The sequence below is a fragment of the Sphaerisporangium sp. NPDC005289 genome (assembly GCF_040607455.1).
Taxonomy (GTDB): domain Bacteria; phylum Actinomycetota; class Actinomycetes; order Streptosporangiales; family Streptosporangiaceae; genus Sphaerisporangium; species Sphaerisporangium rhizosphaerae.
This window is the reverse complement of record NZ_JBEXGS010000039.1, coordinates 1-22,349: the sequence shown is the minus strand read 5'-3', so window position 1 is coordinate 22,349 and position 22,349 is coordinate 1. Positions and strand designations below refer to the sequence as shown.

The 22,349-nt window shown below is 73.6% G+C and carries 20 protein-coding genes; 11 read left to right on the top strand and 9 right to left on the bottom strand.

The annotated features are described in order from the left end of the window. Positions 1 to 22 precede the first annotated feature (22 nt). The gene (locus ABZT47_RS38775) at positions 23 to 775 is read left to right on the top strand and encodes a DeoR/GlpR family DNA-binding transcription regulator (RefSeq protein WP_354853324.1); all 753 of its coding nucleotides are present in this window, start codon (positions 23 to 25) and stop codon (positions 773 to 775) included. Next, entirely contained in the window at positions 772 to 1,968 is a 1,197-nt protein-coding gene (locus tag ABZT47_RS38770) for an MFS transporter (protein WP_354853322.1), read from the top strand. The genes ABZT47_RS38775 and ABZT47_RS38770 overlap by 4 nt, the downstream gene beginning before the upstream one ends. A gap of 6 nt (positions 1,969 to 1,974) precedes the next feature. On the opposite strand, the gene ABZT47_RS38765 is transcribed toward ABZT47_RS38770, so the two are convergent. Beyond that, on the bottom strand, positions 1,975 to 2,718 hold the full coding sequence (locus ABZT47_RS38765) for a hypothetical protein (RefSeq protein WP_354853320.1): 744 nt from the start codon (positions 2,716 to 2,718) through the stop codon (positions 1,975 to 1,977). Between the two features lie 82 nt (positions 2,719 to 2,800). On the opposite strand from ABZT47_RS38765, the gene ABZT47_RS38760 reads away from it, so the two are divergent. The 8 genes from ABZT47_RS38760 to ABZT47_RS38725 all read left to right on the top strand — a co-directional run bounded on the left by ABZT47_RS38760 (position 2,801) and on the right by ABZT47_RS38725 (position 10,168). Next, a complete protein-coding gene (locus ABZT47_RS38760) occupies positions 2,801 to 3,829 on the top strand; it encodes an AAA family ATPase (RefSeq protein WP_354853318.1) in 1,029 nt (342 codons plus the stop codon). Beyond that, positions 3,826 to 4,806, top strand: coding sequence for a DUF58 domain-containing protein (locus ABZT47_RS38755; protein ID WP_354853316.1), 981 nt, complete (start codon positions 3,826 to 3,828; stop codon positions 4,804 to 4,806). Before ABZT47_RS38760 ends, ABZT47_RS38755 begins: the two co-directional genes overlap by 4 nt. After that, positions 4,803 to 5,750 carry a VWA domain-containing protein gene (locus ABZT47_RS38750; RefSeq protein WP_354853314.1) on the top strand — a complete coding sequence of 316 codons (948 nt, stop codon included), beginning with the start codon at positions 4,803 to 4,805 and terminating at the stop codon, positions 5,748 to 5,750. The genes ABZT47_RS38755 and ABZT47_RS38750 overlap by 4 nt, the downstream gene beginning before the upstream one ends. 61 nt (positions 5,751 to 5,811) lie before the next feature. Next, entirely contained in the window at positions 5,812 to 6,450 is a 639-nt protein-coding gene (locus tag ABZT47_RS38745) for a methyltransferase (RefSeq protein ID WP_354853312.1), read from the top strand. A gap of 7 nt (positions 6,451 to 6,457) precedes the next feature. Further along, complete coding sequence (locus ABZT47_RS38740) at positions 6,458 to 7,087, top strand: RNA methyltransferase (RefSeq protein WP_354853310.1); 630 nt, start codon at positions 6,458 to 6,460, stop codon at positions 7,085 to 7,087. 241 nt (positions 7,088 to 7,328) lie between these two features. Then, positions 7,329 to 8,132, top strand: a complete 804-nt coding sequence (locus tag ABZT47_RS38735) for a glycerophosphodiester phosphodiesterase (RefSeq protein ID WP_354853308.1) — start codon at positions 7,329 to 7,331, stop codon at positions 8,130 to 8,132. 162 nt (positions 8,133 to 8,294) lie between these two features. After that, the gene (locus tag ABZT47_RS38730) at positions 8,295 to 9,644 is read left to right on the top strand and encodes an MFS transporter (RefSeq protein ID WP_354853306.1); all 1,350 of its coding nucleotides are present in this window, start codon (positions 8,295 to 8,297) and stop codon (positions 9,642 to 9,644) included. 179 nt (positions 9,645 to 9,823) lie between these two features. After that, positions 9,824 to 10,168: an RNA polymerase-binding protein RbpA gene (locus ABZT47_RS38725; protein ID WP_184981820.1), complete on the top strand. Its 345-nt coding sequence runs from the start codon at positions 9,824 to 9,826 to the stop codon at positions 10,166 to 10,168. A gap of 100 nt (positions 10,169 to 10,268) precedes the next feature. Here the strand turns inward: ABZT47_RS38725 and ABZT47_RS38720 are convergent, their stop codons facing one another. The 8 genes from ABZT47_RS38720 to ABZT47_RS38685 form a co-directional block, all read right to left on the bottom strand. Continuing rightward, positions 10,269 to 11,225 carry a GNAT family N-acetyltransferase gene (locus ABZT47_RS38720; protein WP_354853304.1) on the bottom strand — a complete coding sequence of 319 codons (957 nt, stop codon included), beginning with the start codon at positions 11,223 to 11,225 and terminating at the stop codon, positions 10,269 to 10,271. Positions 11,226 to 11,274: 49 nt separating this feature from the next. Further along, positions 11,275 to 12,600, bottom strand: coding sequence for an MFS transporter (locus tag ABZT47_RS38715; RefSeq protein ID WP_354853302.1), 1,326 nt, complete (start codon positions 12,598 to 12,600; stop codon positions 11,275 to 11,277). Then, on the bottom strand, positions 12,600 to 13,397 hold the full coding sequence (locus tag ABZT47_RS38710) for a DinB family protein (RefSeq protein ID WP_354853300.1): 798 nt from the start codon (positions 13,395 to 13,397) through the stop codon (positions 12,600 to 12,602). The genes ABZT47_RS38715 and ABZT47_RS38710 overlap by 1 nt, the downstream gene beginning before the upstream one ends. A 99-nt stretch (positions 13,398 to 13,496) precedes the next feature. After that, positions 13,497 to 14,162 carry a hypothetical protein gene (locus ABZT47_RS38705; RefSeq protein WP_354853298.1) on the bottom strand — a complete coding sequence of 222 codons (666 nt, stop codon included), beginning with the start codon at positions 14,160 to 14,162 and terminating at the stop codon, positions 13,497 to 13,499. 441 nt (positions 14,163 to 14,603) lie between these two features. Continuing rightward, positions 14,604 to 15,167 carry an FxsA family protein gene (locus ABZT47_RS38700; RefSeq protein ID WP_354853296.1) on the bottom strand — a complete coding sequence of 188 codons (564 nt, stop codon included), beginning with the start codon at positions 15,165 to 15,167 and terminating at the stop codon, positions 14,604 to 14,606. Positions 15,168 to 15,294: 127 nt separating this feature from the next. Beyond that, positions 15,295 to 16,038: a polyprenol monophosphomannose synthase gene (locus tag ABZT47_RS38695; RefSeq protein ID WP_354853295.1), complete on the bottom strand. Its 744-nt coding sequence runs from the start codon at positions 16,036 to 16,038 to the stop codon at positions 15,295 to 15,297. After that, entirely contained in the window at positions 16,038 to 17,624 is a 1,587-nt protein-coding gene (gene lnt, locus ABZT47_RS38690) for an apolipoprotein N-acyltransferase (protein WP_354853293.1), read from the bottom strand. The genes ABZT47_RS38695 and lnt overlap by 1 nt, the downstream gene beginning before the upstream one ends. A 643-nt stretch (positions 17,625 to 18,267) precedes the next feature. Then, positions 18,268 to 20,475 (bottom strand): helicase, encoded by a 2,208-nt coding sequence (locus ABZT47_RS38685; protein ID WP_354853292.1) that lies wholly within the window; start codon positions 20,473 to 20,475, stop codon positions 18,268 to 18,270. A gap of 395 nt (positions 20,476 to 20,870) precedes the next feature. Here ABZT47_RS38685 and ABZT47_RS38680 point away from each other — a divergent pair, with 395 nt between their 5' ends. Next, positions 20,871 to 22,088: an ROK family transcriptional regulator gene (locus tag ABZT47_RS38680; RefSeq protein ID WP_354853290.1), complete on the top strand. Its 1,218-nt coding sequence runs from the start codon at positions 20,871 to 20,873 to the stop codon at positions 22,086 to 22,088. Positions 22,089 to 22,349: the final 261 nt, after the last annotated feature.

Sequence of the window (22,349 nt, the reverse complement as noted above, 5' to 3'; positions counted from 1 at the left end):
CCAAAAATGTTCATATGAACACATGGATCGATTGCGGGCGATCATGGACGCCCTGATGACCGCGGACAGCGTGTCGGTCGCCGAACTCGCGGCCCGGCACGGAGTCTCGGAGATGACCATCCGGCGCGACCTGGACGAGCTCGCCCAGCAGGGCGTGGTCCGCCGGGTGCGCGGCGGGGCCCAGAGCCTGCTGCTGCGCGGCGAGGAGCCGCCGTTCGGCGTGCGCGAGCACGAGGCGCCGGAGGCCAAGCTCCGCATCGCCGCCGAGGTCGCCGGCCTGCTCGCCGACGGAGAGGCGGTCGTGCTGGACGGCGGCACCACCGCTCTGGCGGTCGCCCGGGAGATCCGCGACCGCCGGCTCACCGTCCTCCCGCTGTCGGTGCAGGGCATCCAGGCTCTCAGCGACGCCCCCCGCGTACGGCTGGTCCTGCCCGGCGGCGAGGTGCGGCACGGCGAGCTCAACATCGGCGGCCCCCTGACCGTGAACACCATCGCCTCCCTGCGCTTCGACACCGCCGTCATCGGCTGCTGCGGACTGTCGGCCGAGCACGGGGTCACCGCGCACGCGCTGGACGACGTCGCGGTCAAACAGGCCGCCATCGCCTCCGCCCGCCGGGTGGTCGTCGCCGCCGACTCGGCGAAGTTCCGCCAGACGGCCTTCGCCGCCGTCTGCCCGCCCGCCGCGGTCGACGTACTGGTCACCGACGAGGGCATTCCCCGCGACCAGCGGGAGGCGTTCGCCGCCGCCGGCGTCACCGTGCGCGTCGCCGCATGACGCTCACGCTCCACCGCGACGCCGCCCTGCGCGGCGCCCGCCTCGCGGTGTGCCTCGCGTTCCTGATCCCCGGGATGGCCATCGGCGTGTGGACCTCCCGCATCCCCGCGCTCAAGGAGGCGCTGGCGCTCGGCGACGGGCAGCTCAGCGTCGCCCTGCTCGCCATCGCGGCGGGCGCGCTCGCCGGGATGCAGCTCGTCGGGCGGCTGGTCGACCGGCTGGGCAGCGCCCGGGTCACCGTGCCGCTGGCCTTCGCCCAGGCCGCGGTCCTCCCTCTGCCCGCCCTCATGCCCTCCCTGGTCTCCCTCGCCGCCTCGCTGGCCGTGTTCGGCGCCGTCCACGGCATGCTCGACGTGGCGATGAACGCGCGCGCCGTCGAGGTCGAGCGGGCGTGGGGAGGGCCGCTGATGTCGTCCTTCCACGCCGTGTTCAGCATCGGGGGCTTCCTCGGCGCCGCGCTCGGCGGGCTGTCGGCGCACGCGGGCGTGGGCCCCCTGCCCGCCTTCGCCGCCGTCGGCGTCCTGCTCGCCGCGCTCGCCGCCCTGATCGCGCGCCGCCTGGCCGGCGGAACGCGCGGCGGACGGGACCGGACGGCCGACGCCGTCCCCGAGCCGCTCCCCGGACGTCGGCGCGGGCTCGGGGGAGGGCTCGGCGGGGTGCTGCTGCTCGGCCTGCTCGGGTTCTGCTGCATGGTCGGCGAAGGCGCCTCGGCCGACTGGGGCTCGGTCTACCTGCGCGAGCACCTCGGCAGCTCACCCGGCTTCGCCGCCGCCGCCTACGCCGCCTTCTCGATCGCGATGACCGCCGGCCGCCTGACCGGCGACCGCCTCGCGGCCCGCTTCGGCCCGGTGGCGCTCGTCCGCTGCTGCGGGACGCTGGCCGGCGTCGGCCTGGCCTCGGCGCTGCTGATCGGCGACCCGCTGGCCGGGGTGATCGGGTTCGGCTGCTTCGGCGCCGGTCTGTCGTGCATCGTCCCGCAGGTGTTCTCCGCGGCCGGCAACCGCGACCCGGCCCGCGCCGGGCAGGCGCTCGCCCGGGTGGCGAGCCTTGGATACCTGGGTTTTTTGACCGGGCCGGTACTGATCGGCGCCGTCGCCGAACTGCTGGACCTGCCGCGCGCCCTGGCCATCCCCGCCCTGCTCGCCCTCTTCGTCGCCCTGGCCGCCCCCGCCGTCCGTCCTTCTCGTCCCTGACGCCCCTCAGATGGGGTCGCCCTCGTCGCCGGGCAGGCTCGGGCCGGGTGAGACGGTGCCGCTGTCCCCCGGAGAGGGCACCGGCGACGGCTTGAGGGTGTCGTCGGGCGAGGGCAGCGGCGGCGGCGTCGGCACGAACATCGTCGGCGGCAGCGGCCGGGACGGCGGCGCGGTGTCCTCGTCGCGGCCCAGCAGCAGCCACGCGATCGCCCCGGTCAGCACCACCAGCACCACCAGGGCCGACAGCGCGGCCAGCACCGCGCGGCGGGTCTCGGTCAGGGGCGGCGCGGGCGGCGGCGGCTCCGGGACCGCCGGGGCGCGGTCGCCGAGCCAGTAGGGGACGAAGTCGGGCCCGTGGGTCTCCCCGATCAGCGTGCCGCTGACCAGCACCGACCGCAGGAACCACGCCGCGCCGACCCCGCCGGACGCGTACGGCACCGCCACCCAGGGCGCCGCGCCGTCGTCCATGGCGATGATCTGCGGCGCGCCGGCCGGCCCGCGGCCGCGGGCCCGCGCCATCCACCCGCGCACGCCGCCGCGCGCGGGCGCCGCCTGGCGCGCCGCCGCCAGGAACCGCTCGCGGGCCGCCGCGTCCAGCGCGGCGCCGCGGGTCAGCAGCGCGATGGACACCGCGCGCCCCTCGGCGTCCTGCGCCAGGTACACGAACCCGGTGGCGAGCGACTGCAGCCGCGCCTGCACGACGTAGGGACCCAGCCTGGGCGGGTCACCGTACTGGAGCGGAGTGGCCACGCAGCCATGAAAGCACACCACGACACCCGGCTCACCGCGACGGTGCCGTGCACCTTTGCGCCGTGTTTGATGGAATGGCCGCATGACCGTTGCCGAAGAGCGCAGTGACGGGTCCGGGCCGGACGACGGCGCCGACGCGGACCTCCGTCTCCTACAGCAGTCCCTCGCCGAGGTCCGCCGGGTGATCGTCGGCCAGGACCACATGATCGAACGGCTGCTGGTGGCGTTGCTGGCACGCGGTCACTGCCTGCTGGAGGGCGTGCCCGGCGTGGCCAAGACGCTGGCCGCCTCCACCCTGGCGACCGTGGTGGGCGGCACCTTCGCCCGCATCCAGTTCACTCCCGACCTGGTGCCCAGCGACATCGTCGGCACCCGGGTGTACCACCCCTCCAGTGAGAGCTTCGACATCGAGCTCGGCCCGGTGTTCGTCAATTTCCTGCTCGCCGACGAGGTCAACCGGGCCCCGGCCAAGGTGCAGTCGGCGCTGCTGGAGGTCATGGCCGAGCGGCAGGTCACCCTCGCGGGGCGCACCCATCCGCTGCCGCGGCCGTTCATCGTGCTGGCCACCCAGAACCCCATCGAGTCCGAGGGGGTCTACCCGCTGCCGGAGGTGCAGCGCGACCGGTTCCTGTTCAAGGTGAGCGTCGCCCACCCGACCGCCGGCGAGGAGCTGGAGATCCTGCACCGCATGAGCGTCTCCCCGCCGCTGCCCTCCCAGGTGCTGGACCCGGCGCGGCTGATGGCGCTGCAGAAGCTCGCCGACCAGGTGTCGGTGCACCAGCTCGTCGCCGACTACGTCGTCCGCCTGGTCATGGCCACCCGCTCCCCCGCCGAGTACGGGCTGCGAGAGCTGGAGGAGGCCGTCGAGATCGGGGTGAGCCCGCGGGCCACGCTCGGCCTGGTGGCGGCCGGGCGCGGGCTGGCGCTGCTGCGCGGGCGCGACTACCTGCTGCCCGACGACGTGCGCGACGTCGCCGTGGACGTCATGGGCCACCGCCTGATGCTGACCTTCGACGCGCTGGCCGACGGCGTCGAGCCGGAGGACGTGGTGCGCCAGATCCTGGCCGCCGTGCCTCCTCCGCTCGTCGTGTGGAACCAGGCGCAGCGATGAGCGGCGCGCACGCCCCCGCCACCGGGCGGGCGGCCGGCCCCGAGCACGCCCTGCGGCGCCTGGAGCTGACCGTGGTCCGCCGCCTGGACGGCCTGCTGCACGGGCAGCACCAGGGGCTGCTGCCGGGCCCGGGCAGCGAGCCCGGCGACAGCCGGGTGTACGTGCCCGGCGAGGACGACGTGCGCCGCATGGACTGGTCGGTCACCGCCCGCACGACCGTCCCGCACGTCCGCGACCTGGTCGCCGACCGCGAGCTGGAGACGTGGGTGCTGGCCGACCTGTCCCCGAGCATGGACTTCGGCACCGCCGCGATGGAGAAGCGCGACCTGGTCGTCGCCACGGTGGGCGCCATCGGCTTTCTGACCAGCCGCATCGGCGACCGGTTCGGCGCGTATGTGATCCACGGTGACGAGGTGCACCGCCTGCCGGCCCGCACCGGCCGACCGGCCATGTACGCGCTGCTGCAGACGCTGCTCGACGCCCCGCGCGGCGCCGCGGTCTCCGGCCCCACCGGCCTGGCCGAGGCCATCGACCTGATGGGCAAGGCGCGGCGCAAGCGGGGCCTGCGGGTGGTCGTCTCCGACTTCCTGGACCTCGGCAGGGACGGCGACCTGGCGACCGAGCGCGACTGGGAGCGGCCGATGCGCCGCCTGGCCGCCCGCCACCAGGTGCTGGCCGTGGAGGTGGTCGACCCACGCGAGCTGGAGCTGCCCGACGTGGGCCTGGTCGCCCTGACCGACCCCGAGACCGGGCGCACCCGGGAGATCCACCTCACCCCGAAGATCCGCCGCGCCTACGCCGAGGCCGCCGCGGCGCAGCGGGAGGCCAACCGGGTGGCGCTGCGCCGGTGCGGGGTGGGCCACCTGGTGCTGCGCACCGACCGCGACTGGGTGTACGACATCGTCCAGTACACCCTCAGGCACCGTCGCACCGCCCACCTGGCCGGTCGGCACCCCACCAGGAGGGCGGGCGCGTGACCTTTCTGTCTCCGGGATGGCTGTGGCTGTTCGCGGCGCTCGCGCTGATCGTGGCGGCCTACGTCTACACCCAGTTCGCCCGCCGCCGGTACGCGATGCGCTTCACCAACCTGGCGCTGCTCAGCCTGGTCGCGCCCGAGCGGCCCGGGTGGCGGCGCCACGTGCCCGCCGCGCTGTTCCTGCTGATGATGGCCCTGCTGATCACCGCCGCGGCCCGGCCGGCCGACGCGACGCGGGTGCCCAGAGACCGGGCGACGATCATCATCGCGGTGGACATCTCGCTGTCGATGGAGGCCGCCGACGTCTCTCCCACCCGGCTGGTCGCGGCCCAGCAGGCGGCCCAGCAGTTCGTCAAGGACCTTCCCGAGCGGTTCAACGTGGGCCTGGTCTCCTTCGCCCGCTCGGCCGCGGTGGTCATCTCGCCGACCACCGACCACCTGGCGGTGATCACCGCCATCGGCAACCTGTCCACCCGTCCGGGCACCGCGATCGGCGAGGCGGTGTTCAACTCGCTGGACTCGGTGCGCTCGTTCGACCAGCGCGCGGTGACCGACCCGCCGCCCTCGGCGATCGTGCTGCTGTCCGACGGCGACAACACCTCAGGCCGCTCGGTCAACGAGGCCATCCAGGCGGCGTCGGGCCTGCACGTGCCGGTCTCCACCATCGCCTACGGCACGCCGGACGGCACGGTGAGCATCGACGGGCGCGACGTGCAGGTGCCGGTCAACAAGACCACCCTGCAGTCGCTGGCGGACGGCACCAGCGGGCGGGCCTACACCGCCGAGTCGGGCGACGAGCTGCGCGAGGTCTACAGCCAGATCGGCAGCTCGCTGGGCTACCGCATCGTGCACCAGGAGGTCGGCCAGTGGTTCACCGTGGCCGGCGTCCTGGCCGGCCTGCTGGTGGCCGGGGCCGCCATGCTCCTCGGCACCCGCCTCCCCTGACGCCGCCGCCGGGGCGGGCGTGGCGGCGAGCACCGCCGTGTGGTTGGTAACGTCTCTGCACGTGACGTCCAAGGGGGCACACTACTTCGACGAGCGGCCCGGCGCGGCCGCCCGGCCGGGCACGGTCGACGTCGTGCTGCCCGACCTGCACCTGCGCCTGGCCACCGACAGCGGCGTCTTCTCGCCCGGTCGGCTCGACCCGGGCACCCGGGTGCTGCTGGAGAGCGTGCCCGCGCCGCCGCGGGAGGGCGACCTGCTCGACCTCGGCTGCGGCTACGGGCCGGTGGCCCTCACCATGGCCTCCCGCGCGCCCGAGGCGACGGTGTGGGCGGTGGACGTCAACCGGCGCGCGCTGGAGCTGTGTGAGCGGAACGCCCAAAGCGCGGGCCTTTACAAAGTAAGAGCGGCCCATGTGGAAGAGGTGCCGCGGCACGTGCGGTTCTCGGCGATCTGGTCCAACCCGGCCATCCGCATCGGCAAGCCCGCGCTGCACGCCATGCTCACCCGCTGGCTCGACCGGCTCACCCCCGACGGCACGGCCTACCTGGTGGTGCAGAAGCACCTCGGCTCGGACTCCCTGCAGCGGTGGCTCGGCGAACAGGGCTGGGAGGCGACGCGCGCGGCCTCCCGGTCGGCCTACCGCGTGCTGCGGGTCGCCCGGGGCGGCCGCACATCCCCAGGCGACGACGAGGAGCGATGAACGCCCGATGAGCACAGGCACCCGCAGGCAGCTGCGCCCGACCGACGTCAAGCGGCTCAACCGCTCCTGGCGCCGGGGCACCGAGAACCGGCTGTCGCTGATCCTGGAGTCGGTGACGGGCCCGTTCAACGTCGGCTCGATCTTCCGCACCGCCGCCGCGTTCGGCGCCGACCAGCTGTGGCTGGCCGGCAACGCCATCCCGCCCACCAACCCCAAGGTGCAGAAGACCGCCCTCGGCACCGACCGGCTGGTGACCTGGCACGACCCCGTCCCCGCGCTGGAGGCGGTGCGCGAGGCCAAGGACCACGGCTACACGGTGATCGCCGTCGAGCTGACCGGCGACGCGGTGCCGCTGCACCGGGCGAGACTCGGCCGCGACGTGTGCCTGGTGCTGGGCAGCGAGGACCACGGCTGCTCCCCCGCCGTGCTGGAGGCCGCCGACGAGGTGATCTACATCCCGCAGGTCGGCCGGGTCGGCTCGTTCAACGTGGGCGTCGCCGCCGCGATCGTGCTGGCCGAGGCCCGCCGCCAGGAGTGGGCGGCGGCCGACGCCTCCGGCGCCGCGCCCGACGGCGACACCGATTCCGATTCCGATTGGGGCGCCGAGGGCGACACCGAGGACGCCGGCGGCACCTGACGGCCGCCCGCGGACCCGCCGCCCGCCGACCCGCCGCCGGGACGTGACCTGCCATGGCGGAGACCCGTCGGCGGCACCTGACGGCCGCCGCGCGAGCCCGCCGGAAGCATCCGGCGGCCCGCGCGGGCCCGTCCCGATCGGGTGATCGACTCCTCCCCGCGCCGGGAGAAGTGGCTTCGTGACCCGAATGTTCATCCAGGTAGGCTGACGTGACAGCCTTACACAGGGGATACTCCTCGTCGTGCAACGCCGCTACCCGTTCCTGGACCATCCCGGACCGCTCGCCTTCGCCCACCGTGGCGGGGCCGCCGAAGGCCGGGAGAACACCATGGCCGCCTTCTCCCGGGCCGTCGAGATGGGGTACTCCTACCTGGAGACCGACGCCCACGCGACCGCCGACGGGGTGCTGCTGGCCTTCCACGACCACACCCTCGACCGGGTGACCGACCGCCACGGCAGGGTGGCAGAGCTGCCCTACCGCGAGGTGCGCCGGGCGCTCATCGGCGGCGTCGAGCAGATCCCGCTGCTGGAGGAGGTCCTCGGCACCTGGCCGGACGTGCGGGTCAACATCGACGTCAAGGAGGCCCCGGCGATCGGCCCGCTGGCCGAGGCGATCCGCCGCACCGCCTCCTACGACCGGGTGTGCCTGACCTCCTTCTCCGACATGCGCCTGGCCAGGGCCCGCATGGCGGTCGGCCGTCCGATCTGCTCGGCGCTCGGCCCGCGCGGGGTGGCCCGGCTGCGAGCCGCCGCCATGGGCTCCGGATACGGCCGGCTGCTCGGGGGCCTCGCCCGCGAGGGCGTCCCGTGCGCGCAGGTGCCGGTCGGGTTCCGCGGCGTGCGGGTCACCACCCGCGCGCTGGTCCGCACGGCCCACGCCCTCGGCATGCAGGTGCACGTGTGGACGGTGGACGACCCGCGGGTCATGGAGCGGCTGCTCGACCTCGGCGTGGACGGCATCATGACCGACAACATCTCCGGGCTGCGCGACGTGCTGCGCGACCGGGGCCAGTGGCACCCGAGACGTCCCGCCGCCCACGCCTGAGGCTTCCCGCCGCCCCTTCCCTGGGGCGGCGGCCCCCACTCCGCTCCCGCCGCTCCTCGCCCCCTCCGGGGCGCCGGACGGCAGTCCGCTCCCCGTCCCCTTCGCGGCCCGGCGCCCGCCGCGGCGCCGCCCGCACCCCCTGTGACCCATCAGGAGACCCCCATGAGCAGCACCTCCGTCGTCGCCGAAGACCCCCCAGAGTCGCGCAGGCGGGAGCAGCGGGGCTGGTACTGGTACGACTTCGCCAACTCCGGCTTCCAGACGACGGTCATCACGGTCTTCCTCGGCCCCTACCTGACCTCCCTGGCCGAGCGGGCCGCCGGCGGGGAGGAGGGGCTGGTCGGCTTCCTCGGCTTCGACGTGCGCGCCAAGGCGTACTTCTCGGCCGTCGTGACGGCGTCGGTGGTGCTGCAGATTTTGATCATGCCGATCGCCGGGGCGCTGGCCGACCACACCGGCCGCAAGCGGGAGCTGCTCGGCCTGTTCGCCTACCTGGGCGCGGCGGCGACCCTCGGGTTCTACTTCGTCGCCGGGGACGCCTACCTGCTCGGCGGCGTGCTGTTCATCGTCGCCAACACCTCCTTCGGCGCGGCCATGGTCGTCTACAACTCCTTCCTGCCGCAGATCGCGGGCGCCGAGGAGCGCGACGCGGTCTCCTCGCGCGGGTGGGGCTTCGGCTACCTCGGCGGGTTCGCGCTGCTGGCGATCAACCTGGCGCTGTACCTGGGCAGCGGCATCGAGGAGGGCCTGGCCGTGCGCATCAGCCTGGCCTCCGCGGGCGTGTGGTGGGCCGTGTTCACCGTGATCCCGCTGCTGCGCCTGCGAAACCGCCCGGTGGGCACCCACGACGCCACGTCCGTCAGGGCCGTGGCCGGCAGCTTCCGCCAGCTCGGCCGCACGCTGGCCGACCTGCGCCGCTACCCGCGCAGCCTGCTGTTCCTGCTGGCCTATCTGATCTACAACGACGGCGTGCAGACGGTGATCTCGTTCTCGGCGACCTACGCCGACCAGGAGCTCGGGCTGAACAAGACCGTGCAGATCACCGCGATCCTGGCGGTGCAGTTCTTCGCCTTCGGCGGCGCGCTGCTGCTCGGCCGGCTCGCCGGGCGGTTCGGCACCAAGCGCACGGTGCTGGTCAGCCTGGTGGTGTGGACCGGCGTGGTCGCGGTGTCGTACTTCCTGCAGAAGGGCGCGGCCGTGCAGTTCTACGCCATCGCCCTGATCATCGCGATCGTCCTCGGCGGCACGCAGGCCCTGTCGCGGTCGCTGTACTCGCTGGTGATCCCGGCGGGCAAGGAGGCGGAGTACTTCAGCCTGTTCGAGGTCAGCGACAAGGGCTCGGCGTTCCTGGGGTCGTTCACGCTCACGCTGGCGCTGCAGCTGACCGACAGCTACCGCTCGGCGATCCTTTCGCTGCTGGTGTTCTTCGTGGCCGGTTTCGCGTTGCTGCTGGCGGTGAACCTGCCCCGGGCCGTGCGCGAGGCGGGCAACGCGGTGCCCTCCCACCTGTAACCCCGCGGGGGCCGGGCGAGCGCCGCCCGGCCGGAGGGCGGGAAGATCGGCGGGTATCGAGGACCGCGCGAAATGGCGCGATTGGATCACCCTCAGGGTGGGAATCCATCCACGGTATCAAGCGTTGTAAGCCGTGGAGACCCACCCCTCATGATGGGGCCCTCAGGAGGCATTGAAACATGGGCGAGCGTGCACTACGCGGTACCCGTCTCGGAGCCACCAGCTACGAGAACGACCGCAACACCGATCTGGCCCCGCGCCAGGAGGTGCCTTACACCTGCCCGAAGGGCCATCGCTTCGACGTGCCCCTTGCCGCGGAGGCGGAGATCCCGGCGACCTGGGAGTGCCGTAGTTGCGGCGCCACCGCCCTACGGGTGGACGCCGAGCAGCCGCAGCAGAAGAAGGCCAAGCCACCGCGCACCCACTGGGACATGCTACTGGAGCGCCGCACGATCGAGGACCTGGAAGAGGTGCTGAACGAGCGCCTGGCGATCCTTCGGGCACAACGGCGCAAGAGCGCCTGACCTACCGGCCGATGCCTCCGAGCCGCCCTCCGCGGGCGGCGCCGGGGGCATCGTTGTTCTCACCGGACTTTCATCCGGTCTTCACCGGTCGTGTACCCGCTCACCGCGCCGCGGCCGCCTCACGCCGTCGGACGGCGCCGCGCGGCACGAGGTGGACGGCCCTGCCGCGCAGGAACGGCGCCTCGAAGGGACGGGTGTCGAGGTCCCCGCCGCCGCTGAACACCTCAAGGCGCAGCTCGCGGCCGGGGCGGGGTCCGGCGTAGGCCAGGAAGAAGGACGGGTCGCTGAGGCGGCCCAGGTGGAGCAGCAGGTCGGCCTGGTCGGCGCCGGTTTCGGGGTCGACGCTCTGGGACGGGACGCCGGTGAAGCCCAGACGCCACTTGAAGCCGAACAGGCCCGGCTTGGCGACATGGCCGTAGATGTTGGGGTCCATCCCCAAGGTGAGCGTCGGGTAGCCGCGCTCTCTGGCCACCTGGGCGGCCGCCATGTAGAGCACTCTGGCCAGGCTGGACTCCCGGTGGCGCGGGCCGACCGCCGAGAAGCGCAGGTGGACGGCGGAAAGGTGCGGCCGCTGCCAGGCCAGGCAGCATCCGGCCAGCTCGCCGCCATCGTAGGCGCACACCGCGAAGTGCTCCCCCGCGTCCCGCATGAGCGCATCGCGCTGCTCGGCGGCGACGGCCCAGCCGTGCCGCATGCCGGCGACGCGCCCGGCGTACAGCGGCAGGAACGCCGCGAGCAGGCGTTCGTCCACCGGTTCGGCGCGCACCGTGAGCCCGTCGGAGGCGGCACGGCGCCGCGCCGTCCTGACGTTCTGGCGCTCCTTGGTGGACAGGCGGGCCAGGAACTCCTCCTCGCTTCCGCCCGTGGCGGCCGTCCAGGTGATCAGGAACGGCTTGGGCAGGAACCCGGTCCGGCGCAGCCGCGCCCACTCGGCCACGGGCGGGTCGGGCACCCGTACGACGTCCAGTCGCTCGCGGTGGGCCCGCCAGCCGCCCTCGAGGGCCTCGGCCGCGTCGACCAGGCCGATCCTGATGCCGCGGAACTCGGTGATCTCCATCGTCTCCCCAACCGCGCCGGGCAGGGCCGGCGCCTCGTGACCGGTGGTGTCAGGCTCCGGACCGCGCCGGCACGGCGGCCGTACCGGCCGTCCCGGCCCGTCCGGCCGCGGCGGCGGGCCGGTCCTGCGCGGCCGCCGGCGGGCCGGTGGCGGCGGCCAGGTGGGCGCCGGCGCGGCGCAGCGGGCTCGCCAGGAACCCGGCGGCCACGACGAGCTGGACGACTCCGAGCCCGGCGAACACCGGCGCGGCCCCCACCCGGGCGGTCACCCACCCGCCGAGGACCGCCCCGAGCGGCACCGGCGTCCAGGACATCACCTGGCCGACGGTGACCACCCGGGCCAGCATCCCGGCCGGCGCCAGGCGCTGCCGCAGCGTGCGCAGGTTGACCACGAAGAACATCCCGAGTCCCGAGCCGAGCGCCCACAGCAGCACGACCGCCGGGTAGGAATCCACGACGCCGATGCCGAACATGCACGCCGCACCGCCGAAGAACGGCAGCAGGATGGCCCGCCCGGGGCCGAGGCGCCGTCCCAGCCGGTCGCTGAACAGCGAGAACAGCGCGGTGCCCGCGCCCGCCGACACGAACAGCCAGCTCACGGCGCTGTCGGCGGCCAGGTAGTGCTGCTTGGCCAGGGTCACGATCTGCTTCTCCGCCGTGGCGCCCACCAGGAGGTTGGTCAGCGCCAGCATGATCGCGCAGGCCCGCAGCACGGGGTGGCCGAAGACGAAGCGGACCCCCTCGGCGATGGCCCGGCGCACCGGCTCACGCCCGCCGCCCGTGACCCGCTCGGGCAGCGAGCGGCGCAGCCCGGCCAGGCAGCAGGCCGAGAAGGCGAACGTCGCCGCGTCCAGCAGCAGCGCGGTGGCGGCCGGCATGACCATCAGGCCGGCACCGGCCACCGCCGGGCCGAGGACCCCTGCCGTCGAGGAGGCGGCCGAGAGCCGGGCGTTGGCCGTGTCGAGCCGGTCGGGGCCCACCAGCGACGGCATGACCGCGAACTCGGCGGCGTTATAGGCGATGGTGAGCGTCGAGGCGGCGAACCCGGTCAGGTAGATCCACCAGATCTCCAGCGCCCCCAGATGCGCCAGGACGGGGATGGAGGCGATGAGCGCGGTCCGCCCGGCGTCCGCGGCGATCATGACCGTGCGGCGGGAGAGCCGGTCCACGTAGGCGCCGATGACCAGGCCGAACAGCGGGTAGGGCAGGAACTCCACGGCCATCGTGATCCCCAGGTCGAGCGGGGACCCGGTGAGCCGCAGCACCAGCAGGGGGATCAGCACCAGCGACACGGCCGACCCGAGGTTGGAGACCGACTGGGCCACCAGGAACACCCGGTACGGCCTGCCCAGCCCGCCGCGGGCGTGCCGGGCCATCAGCCGAGGGTGTAGCCGAGGGCGGTGGCGACCGACTCGGTCTGCTTCTTGTGCTCCAGCTCGTGCAGGGACATGGCCCGGCAGATGTCCAGGACGGTCACCGTGCCGTCGCGGGTGTGCTCGCCGGAGTACTCCAGCTCCTCGGCGGTGATCTGGTCCAGCGCGGCGATCCACTCCTTGCGGCGGGACTCGAAGGCGGCCAGGCGGTCCTCGAGCGGCGTCCTGGCCCGGGCCAGCACCCGCTGCACCTCGGTCACGTCCATGTCGGGCAGGGTGACGCCCGGCTGGGTGAGCACCTGGAGCACGCGGGGCGCCATGATCGAGTCGGCCGCGATGACGTGCAGCGCGATCTCGGTGATCGTCCACTCGCCCGGCGCGGGGCGGGTGGCGGCGTCCTGGCCGACCATGCCGGCGGTACGGCGCAGCTTGGCGGGGGTCTGGGAAAGGTCGGCCAGCAGCCCGGCCAGCTCCAGGGAGGCGGCGCGGCCGCCGGTGCGCATGCCGTAGGGGCGCCACTCGACAAGGGCGCTGTAGTGTTCGGCCGGCTCGACGGTGGACCACCCCTCGGGGTCCTTCCGGGCGGCCTCGTCGATGTCGTAGTAGTTGATCCAGGGGACGTATCCCGCGACCCGCCTGCCGTCCTGCTCAAGGACGCTGACCATGCTGGGCGTGGCCGGGCCGCCGCCGGGCCGCTGCTCCACGTCGATGTAGACGATCTTCTCGGTGGTGCCGCTGCCCGGCGACCTGCGCACGCCCATCAGCGTGCCGGTCATGGTGATCTCGGACATGGTGGCCATCACTCCCGTGCCATTGTCGGTGCGAAGATGAACAAAGGGGCGGGTCACCGCCCGGGCCGCGACTGCGGCGCCGGACGGCGGCACGCGCCGGGATGGGCTTCAGGAGGCGCCGAGCGGGACGATCGCCGGCAGGCGGAAGAAGGTGTGGTACCGGGTGTCGGTGCTGCCGAGGTAGATGATCACGTCGTAGGGGTCGATCGGCTCCTCACGCGGCTCCAGCCAGGTGGCCTGGAAGTGCTGCTCGACCAGCAGGCCGTCGCCGATCGCCTCGAACAGCTCCTCGCGGGTGTAGGCGCGCGTCTCGCGCTCGTCGGGGGTGCTGGTGAGGAAGCCGGAGAAGTACATGTCCTCGGGCAGTCGCCGGCCGGTGCGGGCGAACAGCTCGGTGGCCTTGCGGGCGGTGTCCTCGCTGTGGATCCAGTGGACGTCCTCGCCGCCGATCTTCAGGCACTCGCCTTCACTGGCGTTCTTGCGGTTGACGAAGATCGGATTGCAGTCGACCCGGTGCTCCTTCTTGATCGCCATGACGACCTCGAGGTGCGTGCTCTCGGGGAGGTGCTCCATCTCGTGGCGGGCGATCTCGAACCCGTAGCTGATGTGCAGGTGCGGCAGGTGCTCGTGCAGGTGCTCCTCGAGGTTCTCGAAGGGCGCGTGCGGCATGTGGGTCGCGACGGGGGTCTCCCGCCCCGGCAGGTCGAAGATGCCTCCGAACGGGGGCAGACAGGGCCGGATGATCAGGTCGGGCTCGGCCAGAGCGGTCGTCATTGCCTCACTCCATTCCCTCGGCGCCGGCGACGGCCGGCGGTTCCCCACCGCCTGGGCCGGGCCTGCGGGCTCACCCCGGCGGCGGCCATCGGCGATGGCCGGGCGCGGCGCCGGGACGGGACGATCGCAAGGTGCCCGCCGGGCGCGCGCGGGCACGCCTGTCCCGGCGTGCGCGATGGTCGGGTGCGAGGGCCGGCCGTTCCCCGTCCGGCGGCGGTTGGATCTCTGGAGTGTCGCAGCCGCCCGCCGGAGGGTCGAGACGCCGTAGGGGGCTAAGGGCCCGAAGTGGGGTACCCCACCCCAAGCCAGGCATGGGGTGGGGCACCCTTGCTCAAGCCGGGCATGGGTCGGACTCGCCCTGGCCAGAGCCACGGGGTCTCGGAGGTACCCCGGCCGGAGCCACGGGGTCTCGAAGGCACCCCGGCCGGAGCCGGGCGCGGGTCAGCGGGGAGGGCGTTCGGCGCCGTCGTCGGCGGGGGTTCCGGGGGTCAGGCGCGGGCCTGAGGCGGCGTCGCGGGGGCGCTCGTGCTCCTCGACGACCTGGCCGCTGACCACGCGCACCCCGTCCGGGCGCCGCGCGGACCCTCCGGGAGCGCCGCCGGAGAACATCACGCCGAACGGCGAGGCCGACGCCATCGCGCGCACGCGGCGGCCGAGGAACCAGCCCAGGCCGCGGCGGGCCAGCGGCCGGGTGAAGGGCAGGATCAGGAAGAAGCCCAGCACGTCGGACAGGAAGCCCGGCGTCACCAGCAGGGTGCCGCCCGCGACGACGAGCGCCCCGTCGGCGAGCTCGCGCTCGGGCATCCGCCCGGACTCAAGGGCCTGCCGCAGCGCCCGCCAGGCGCGCCGGCCCTCCCGGCGGACGAGCCAGGCGCCGATCAGGCTGTCCAGGATGAGCAGCCCGACGGTCTGCCAGCCGCCGATCACCTGGCCGATCTGGATGAGCACCCAGATCTCCAGCACCGGCACGACGAGGAACATCAGGAACAGAACGACACGCAGCATGGCCACACACCACCTCTCGACCTAGAACGTCCGGCCATCCCGGAGGGTTCCCGAGGACCATCAGGCGCGACCCGGGCGGGGGCCGGCAGGATCAGGCCCCCTCCAGGGGTCGCCGGCGTCCCGGGGGTCAGCGGGAGCGGCGCAGGCGGCGGGGCAGCGAGGCCAGGCCCCACACGGTGACCAGCCACAGGGCCTCGGCGAAGACGGCGCGGCTCATCTTGCTGGCCCCGGCCGTGCGCTCGACGAAGGTGATCGGCACCTCGGCGACCCGCAGGCCCTGCCGCACGGTGCGCAACGTCAGGTCGACCTGGAAGCAGTAGCCCTGGGACTGCACCTCGTCCAGTGCGATCTTCTCCAGCGCGGAGGCGCGGTAGGCGCGGAACCCGGCCGTGGTGTCGTGCGTCGGCACCCCGAGCATGAGGCGGACGTAGATGTTGGCGCCCTTGGACAGGGCCTTGCGCGAGGCCGGCCAGTTGACCAGCTCGCCCCCGGGCACGTAGCGGGACCCGATGACCAGGTCGGCCCCCTGCGCCAGGGCGTCCAGCAGCCGGGGCAGCTCCTCGGGGCTGTGGGAGCCGTCGGCGTCCATCTCCACCAGGACGTCGAACCCCTCGGCCAGGCCCCAGCGGAACCCGGCGATGTAGGCCGCGCCGAGGCCCTGCTTGCCCGGGCGGTGCAGCACGTGGACGTGGTCGTCCTCGGCGGCGAGCCGGTCGGCGATCTCCCCCGTGCCGTCGGGGCTGTTGTCGTCGGCGACCAGCAGGTGCGCCTCGGGCACCGCCGCCCGCAGCCGCTCGATGATCATGGGGAGGTTCTCGCGCTCGTTGTACGTCGGCACGATGACGAGTACCCGCCCGAGAATCCGCTCCATCACCCATCCTCTTCGTCGGAACTGTCGTGTTCTGGCGTGGGACGCCGCCGGAGGGCGGCGACCAGGGAGCCCGCCGCGATGAGCACCAGCGCCCATTCGGGCGCCGCTCCCACCCGCGTCGCGATCGTCTCGCCGGTGCGGACGGGCACGGTCACCACCGCCATGTCGGCCACGCGTTCGGCGGTCCGCCAGCGCACCCGCCCATCGGGGTCGACATATGCCGAGATGCCGGTCGTCGCGGCGGTGATCACCGCGCGATTGTGCTCCACCGCCCGCAGCCGGGACATGGCGAGCTGCTGCGGTGGCAGATTGGTGAGCGCGTAGGTGGCGTTGTTGGTCTGCACGACCAGGGGCGTGGCGCCAGTGCGGACGGTGCTCCCCACGATGCCGTCGAAGGCGACCTCGTAGCACTCGACGGCGCCGACCGTCACCGGGCCCATCTTCAGATCGCCCTCGCGGTCGCCCGGGAGCGACTGGAGACCCACCAGTTCGACGCGCTTGATGAACTTCTGCAACAGGTCCTTGAAGGGGACGAACTCCCCGAACGGGACGAGCTTCCGCTTGTCGTAGTAGGCGCCCGGCCCGGTGGCGGGATCCCAGACGATGCCGCGGGTGTAGCGGTGCAGACCGTCGGGGGCGCGCACCACGGCGCCGACGAGCACCGGCACCCCGATGTCGCGCACCGCGCCGTCGATCACCGTACGGGCGTAGGAGCTCTGGTAGGGGTCGATGTCGGTGGAGTTCTCCGGCCAGATCACGATGTCGGGCCGCTCCACCTTGCCCGCGCGCACGGCCTCGGCCAGCTCGTGGGTCTTGTCGGCGTGGTTGCGCAGCACGACGGCCGGTTCGTCGCCGAGGAAGCCCATGCCCGTGCCGGGGACGTCGCCCTGGATCACCCCGACCCGGATGGCGCGCGCCGCCTCCGCCCCCGGGCGCGGCACCGCGTACCCCAGCAGCGGCACCGCCACGGCCCCCGCCAGAGCCCACACCGCGGGCCGCGCGGCGCCCCGGAGGAACGCCGCGAGCCCGCCGGACAGTAACGCACCGCACAGGGCGACGGTGAAAGTTACAAGCGGAGCACCCCCCAGAGCGGCGTAAGGGGTGAACGCCGAGCCGCCCTGGCTGAACGCCACCCGGACCCAGGGGAACCCGCCGAGCGGGAATGCCCCCCTGGCCCACTCTTGTGCCACCCACAGGGCCGCCACCCACAGCGGCCAGGACCGCAGCCTGGTCACCAGGGCCACCCCGGCCGACATCACGGCGAAGAACAGGCTCTCCACGGCCACCAGCAGCAGCCACGCGTCGTCCCCGATGGGACGCACCCAGGTCAGGGCGGGCAGCAGGAACGCCGCGCCCCCCGCGTACCCCAGCACGGCGGCCCGCCGCACTCCCGCCCCGCGCACCGCCAGGGTCAGCAGCGCGACGCCGATCGGCGCAAGAAACCACAGGTCAATGGGGGGAAAGGCCAGGAAGAGCAGCACGCCGCCGATCGGTGCGGCGGCTGACCGCCACAAAGCACGCGAAGCCGACAGCACGCCGGAAGGGGCCGGCGCCCGCTCGATGTCCTGCACAGTGGGGTGGGCCACAGGGGCGGGTCTTCCTTCGGGGTCTTCGGTAACCCCCGAACGCTACCGCCCAGCGCTCCGCGCTCCAACCGCCGGGCATCCGCGGCGGCGAAAGATCACGCATGGTGATCCCTGGGCCTCCCCCGTCGGGCGGGAACCCAGGAACCACGCTGCGACTCTGGCACGAGACGGGAAGAGGGCCCGGACGACCCTTCGGACCGGATCCGTCCCGTCGGCGGCGAGCGCGGAATTCCGTTGTCTACTGGGTGTCCAGGCCCCTCCCGGGTCCAACCCCCCACCCGGCTGGGGTGCCCCGACTCGACCGAACGCCGGCGCTGCGCCTGGCTGAGCAGACGGAGTCGTGCTCCGTCATGACGCAGAATCCGACGATGTCTGAAGACGGCCAACCGGTAGTCCCGTGCTGGACTGTCCAGCAAACTACCGACCTCAGCTCAGATGTCAACCGTGTCCTGATCAGCGGAAACACCAAGTTTTCGCAGCTAGGACAGGAGACGTGAGTACCCGTCAATGCCGCCATGTGGTCCTTAAGCCGGTCAGAGGCGGTCTCCCCCGCGACGGCCCGGCCTCCATCCCGCCCTCACGCGAGCACCGGTCAAAGGCGCCCGAACCCCGCGCGAGCGAAGCGAGCGCCAAGGAACACGACCTAGGGGGAGGGGATCCTTTCGCAGCGGGACAGGGCGGGGGGCAGGTCGCCGGTGTGCAGGACGCCGAGGCGGCTGGTGGCGCGGGTGAGCGCCACGTACAGATCGCTCGGGCCGCGCGGCGACTCGGCGAGGATCTCGGCCGGCTCGGCGATGAGCACCGCGTCGAACTCCAGGCCCTTGGCGTCGGCCACGGTGAGCACGACGACGGGGGCCTCGAGCGCGCCGGGCACCGGGCCCGCGACCGCGCCGGGCACGGCCGAGGTGACGGCCTCCCCCAGTTCGGCGGCGCGCGAGGCGGGGACGATGACCGCGAGCCGGCCGCCCTCGACGATCTCACCGGCCGCGATCGGCCCGATCTCGCGCGCGGCGGCCAGCTTCCTGGCCCACGGGGGCACTCCGGTCTCCCGCACCGAGTCGGGCGCCTTGAGGCCGGGGCCGACGAGGGTGAGGACGTCGGCGGCCACGGCCATGAGTTCGACCGGGGTGCGGTAGTTGACGGTCAGCGTCTCCTCGCGCCAGCGCCCCCGCGCGTAGGGGTCGAGCACCTGGCCCCAGGAGGCGGCGCCCGCGGCTGACCCGGTCTGGGCGATGTCCCCCACGATGGTCATGGAGCGGTTGGGGCTGCGGCGCATGAGCATCCGCCAGGCCATGGGAGACAGTTCTTGGGCCTCGTCGACGATGATGTGCCCGTAGGCCCAGGTGCGGTCGCCCGCGGCGCGCTCCGCGGTGGTCAGGTAGTTCTCGTCGCCCCGGTGCCGTGCGGCCAGGCGCTCCGCGTCGATCATGTCGGACATGCCGGTCAATTCCAGCACTTCGCGGGCGTAGGTGAGCTCGGAGTCGCGCTCGGCCTCCTCGGCGCGCCGGGCGGCGGCCAGCTCCTCCTCGGCCTGCATGGCGGTGGCCCGCAGCACCTGGGGGTCGATGTCGCCGAGCAGCTCGGCGGCCTCGTCCAGCAGCGGCACGTCGGCCTCGGTCCAGGACACGCCGCCACGGGGCGTCTCGCGGAACAGGATGTCCTGCTCGGCGTCGCTCAGCCCGGCGTAGGCCATGCGCGGGCGGGACCCGAACAGGCCGATGAGAAGCTGCTGGGGGGTGAGGTAGGGCCACAGGCGGTTGAGCGCGCTCTTGACCGCCGGCTCGGTGCGCAGGTCCTCGCGCAGGTCGGCGAGCTCGTCCTCCTCCAGCATGCCGCGGCCGAGCGCCTTGGCGGCCTGCTTGGCCAGCACGTTGAGCACATGACGGACGAACACCGCCCTGGCCTGGTTGTGCGGGCGGCGGCTGCGCACCGCACGGCTCTTGGCCGCCTCGCAGGTGCGCTGGTCCAGGCGCAGGGTGAAGTTGCCCATGGGGATGTCGACCGGCTCGCGGGGAACGCGCTGGCGGTCGCGCAGCGCCCGCGCCACCACCTCGACCATGCGGGCCGATCCTTTGATCGCGGCCGCCGGCGCGGACTCGCGGGCGGTGGCGGTGATCCCCGGGTACAGCTCGCCGACGGTGGACAGCAGCACGTCGGTCTCGCCCAGCGAGGGGAGCACCTGCTCGATGTAGCGCAGGAAGGTGAGGTTGGGGCCGACGATGAGCACGCCCCGGCGCGCCAGCCGCTCGCGGTGGGTGTAGAGCAGGTACGCGGCGCGGTGCAGGGCCACGACCGTCTTGCCGGTGCCCGGGCCCCCCTGGACGACCAGCACGCCGTTGAGGTCGCTGCGGATGACGCGGTCCTGCTCGGCCTGGATGGTGGCGACGATGTCGCGCATGCGCCCGGTGCGCTTCTCGTCCAGCGCGGCGAGCAGGGCGGCCTCGCCGTTCAGGGTGGCCCGGTCGGCCTCGCTCAGCCGGTCCAGGTCCAGCAGGTCGTCGTCGAGGCCGATCACCCGCCGTCCCTTGGTCTGCAGGTGGCGCCTGCGGGTGACGCCCATGGGCGCGGCGGGGGTGGCCCGGTAGAACGGCTGGGCGACCGGGGCGCGCCAGTCGATGAGCAGGCGGGCCTGGTCGTCGTCGGAAAGGCCCAGCCGGCCGATGTAAAGGGGCCCTTCCTGCGCCAGGTCGAGCCGCCCGAAGCACAGGCCGTTCTCGACGGCCCACAGCCGGGCGAGGCGTTCGGCGTACATTCCGGCGAAGGAGTCGCGTTCGGAGCGGTTCTGGTGGGTGCCGCCGCCGCCCTGCGCGAGCACCTCGTCGAGCTGCCCGCGGGTGCGTTCGCGCAGCACGTCGAGCCGCTCGTAGAGCGCGCCGACGTAAGTCTGCTCCTTTACGAGCTCTATTTGACGAGAAGCCCCTGCTTCATTATTATTGGTGGTAATGTGAAACTCCGGGCCTTTATGCGCTTTATGGTGAATAAGAGGACAAGGGCCCAGAATAGCAGATCGGCCACCGGCCATCAGTTCTCCCGCGCCGCCCTTCGAGGCGGCGTTCGTGCTTTCCGGCCGCCCACCCGCGCGAACCTCGCCGCGAACCTCCTTGTCACAGCTTGGTAGCGCCTCTTGACCAGGCGCGGGGCCACGGCTGTACGTTCTCTCTTAGTTAGGAAACCTTCCTAACTCCAGGACGCGGCCGCCGCCATGCCGGAAGGTCCGCGACCGCCGCCCGAACGGGGAGGGAGCCCGTGCCCAGCACGAACACGGACGCGCGACCGGGAAGGCCCCGCCTGCTGCGGGAGATCAACGACCGCGCCGCGCTGCGGGTCATGCTGGAACGCGGGCCGCTCACCCGCCCCGAGCTCGGCGCGCTCACCGGCCTGTCCAAGCCCACGGCCTCCCAGTTGCTGGCTCGCCTGCGCACCGCGGGCCTGGTCGTGCTGGACGGGGTGCGCGAGGGCATGCCGGGCCGCACGGCCGAGCTGTACCGCATCAATCCGGCCGCCGCCCACGTCGCCGCGCTGGACGTCACCCGCACGCGCATCGCCGCCTCCGTGGCCGACATCACCGGCACGGTGCTCGCCGAGCACGTCCACCCCACCCCGGGCCGCAGCGGCGGCGACGTGGTGGCCAAGGTGCGCGCCGCCGCCGAGGGCGCCTGCCACGCGGCGGGCATCGCCGTCGACGACCTGCACCGGGTGGTGATCGGCATCCAGGGCGCGGTCGACCCGGCCACCGCCCGCCTCGGGTACGCGGCCCACATCCCCGGCTGGCACATCCCCGACCTGGTGGGAACGCTCCGCGCGGGTCTCGGCGTGGCGGTGGACGTCGAGAACGACGTCAACCTCGTCGCCCTGACCGAGCGGGCCCACGGCGTCGCGCGCGGCCACGCCGACTTCGTGCTGCTGTGGGCCGACGAGGGCATAGGAGCCGCGCTGGTGCTCGGCGGCCGGCTGCACCGGGGCGCGACCGGCGGCGCGGGCGAGGTCGGGTACATGCCCATCGCCGGCGCCCCGACCGCCAAGCAGACCGGCAAGCGGGGCGACCACGGGTTCCAGTCCCTGGCCGGCGGCCCCGCCGTGCTGCGGATGCTGCGCTCCCACGGCCTGCGCGGCGGCGACCCGGCCCGCGCCGTGCGCGCCGCCGTGCGGGACGCCGCCCGGGGCGGCGAGGCCGGCGAGCGGGCCTGCCGCGGGCTGCGCGAGCTCGCGTCGCGCCTGGCCGTGGGGCTCGCGCCGATCGTCGCGGTGGCCGACCCGGAGATCGTCGTGCTGACCGGCGGCATGCTGCTGGCCGGCGGCGAGGCGCTCGCCGGGCTCGTGGAGGAGGAACTGCACGCGCTCACCCTGCCCCGCCCGCCGGTGCGGCCGTCCGCCGTCGAGGGCAACCCCGTGCTGACCGGCGCCCTCGGCCTCGCCCTGTCCACCGCCCGGGACGAGGTCTTCGGCTCGGCCGTCACCGCCTGAGCCCCCTGTTCCGTCCCGTCGTCCACCCCACTCCACCACCTCCATCCCCGGCCCGCCGACCGTCGTCCACCCACTCCACCGCCTTCGTCCCCGGCCGGCCGTCCCTACCGCCGTTCCCGACCCCTTCCGTCCGTTGTCCGCCCAGCCCCGGGGGGGGGGGGGGGGCCCCCCCGCCGGGGGGGGGGGCCGCCCCCCCCCCCCCCCCCCCCCTAGGAGTTTTGGAGAGGGAAGGCCCCCCGGCCCCCACGGAAAAAAAAGGGG

Bases quoted from the DNA above. Each gene is read 5' to 3' on its own strand.
- ABZT47_RS38770 (WP_354853322.1), top strand. From the start codon at position 772: ATGACGCTCACGCTCCACCGCGACGCCGCCCTGCGCGGCGCCCGCCTC.
- ABZT47_RS38720 (WP_354853304.1), bottom strand. From the start codon at position 11,225: ATGGAGATCACCGAGTTCCGCGGCATCAGGATCGGCCTGGTCGACGCG.
- ABZT47_RS38705 (WP_354853298.1), bottom strand. From the start codon at position 14,162: ATGACGACCGCTCTGGCCGAGCCCGACCTGATCATCCGGCCCTGTCTG.
- ABZT47_RS38730 (WP_354853306.1), top strand. From the start codon at position 8,295: ATGAGCAGCACCTCCGTCGTCGCCGAAGACCCCCCAGAGTCGCGCAGG.
- ABZT47_RS38700 (WP_354853296.1), bottom strand. From the start codon at position 15,167: ATGCTGCGTGTCGTTCTGTTCCTGATGTTCCTCGTCGTGCCGGTGCTG.
- ABZT47_RS38695 (WP_354853295.1), bottom strand. From the start codon at position 16,038: ATGGAGCGGATTCTCGGGCGGGTACTCGTCATCGTGCCGACGTACAAC.
- ABZT47_RS38760 (WP_354853318.1), top strand. From the start codon at position 2,801: ATGACCGTTGCCGAAGAGCGCAGTGACGGGTCCGGGCCGGACGACGGC.
- ABZT47_RS38710 (WP_354853300.1), bottom strand. From the start codon at position 13,397: ATGGCCACCATGTCCGAGATCACCATGACCGGCACGCTGATGGGCGTG.
- ABZT47_RS38755 (WP_354853316.1), top strand. From the start codon at position 3,826: ATGAGCGGCGCGCACGCCCCCGCCACCGGGCGGGCGGCCGGCCCCGAG.
- ABZT47_RS38725 (WP_184981820.1), top strand. From the start codon at position 9,824: ATGGGCGAGCGTGCACTACGCGGTACCCGTCTCGGAGCCACCAGCTAC.
- ABZT47_RS38715 (WP_354853302.1), bottom strand. From the start codon at position 12,600: ATGGCCCGGCACGCCCGCGGCGGGCTGGGCAGGCCGTACCGGGTGTTC.
- ABZT47_RS38775 (WP_354853324.1), top strand. From the start codon at position 23: ATGGATCGATTGCGGGCGATCATGGACGCCCTGATGACCGCGGACAGC.
- ABZT47_RS38740 (WP_354853310.1), top strand. From the start codon at position 6,458: ATGAGCACAGGCACCCGCAGGCAGCTGCGCCCGACCGACGTCAAGCGG.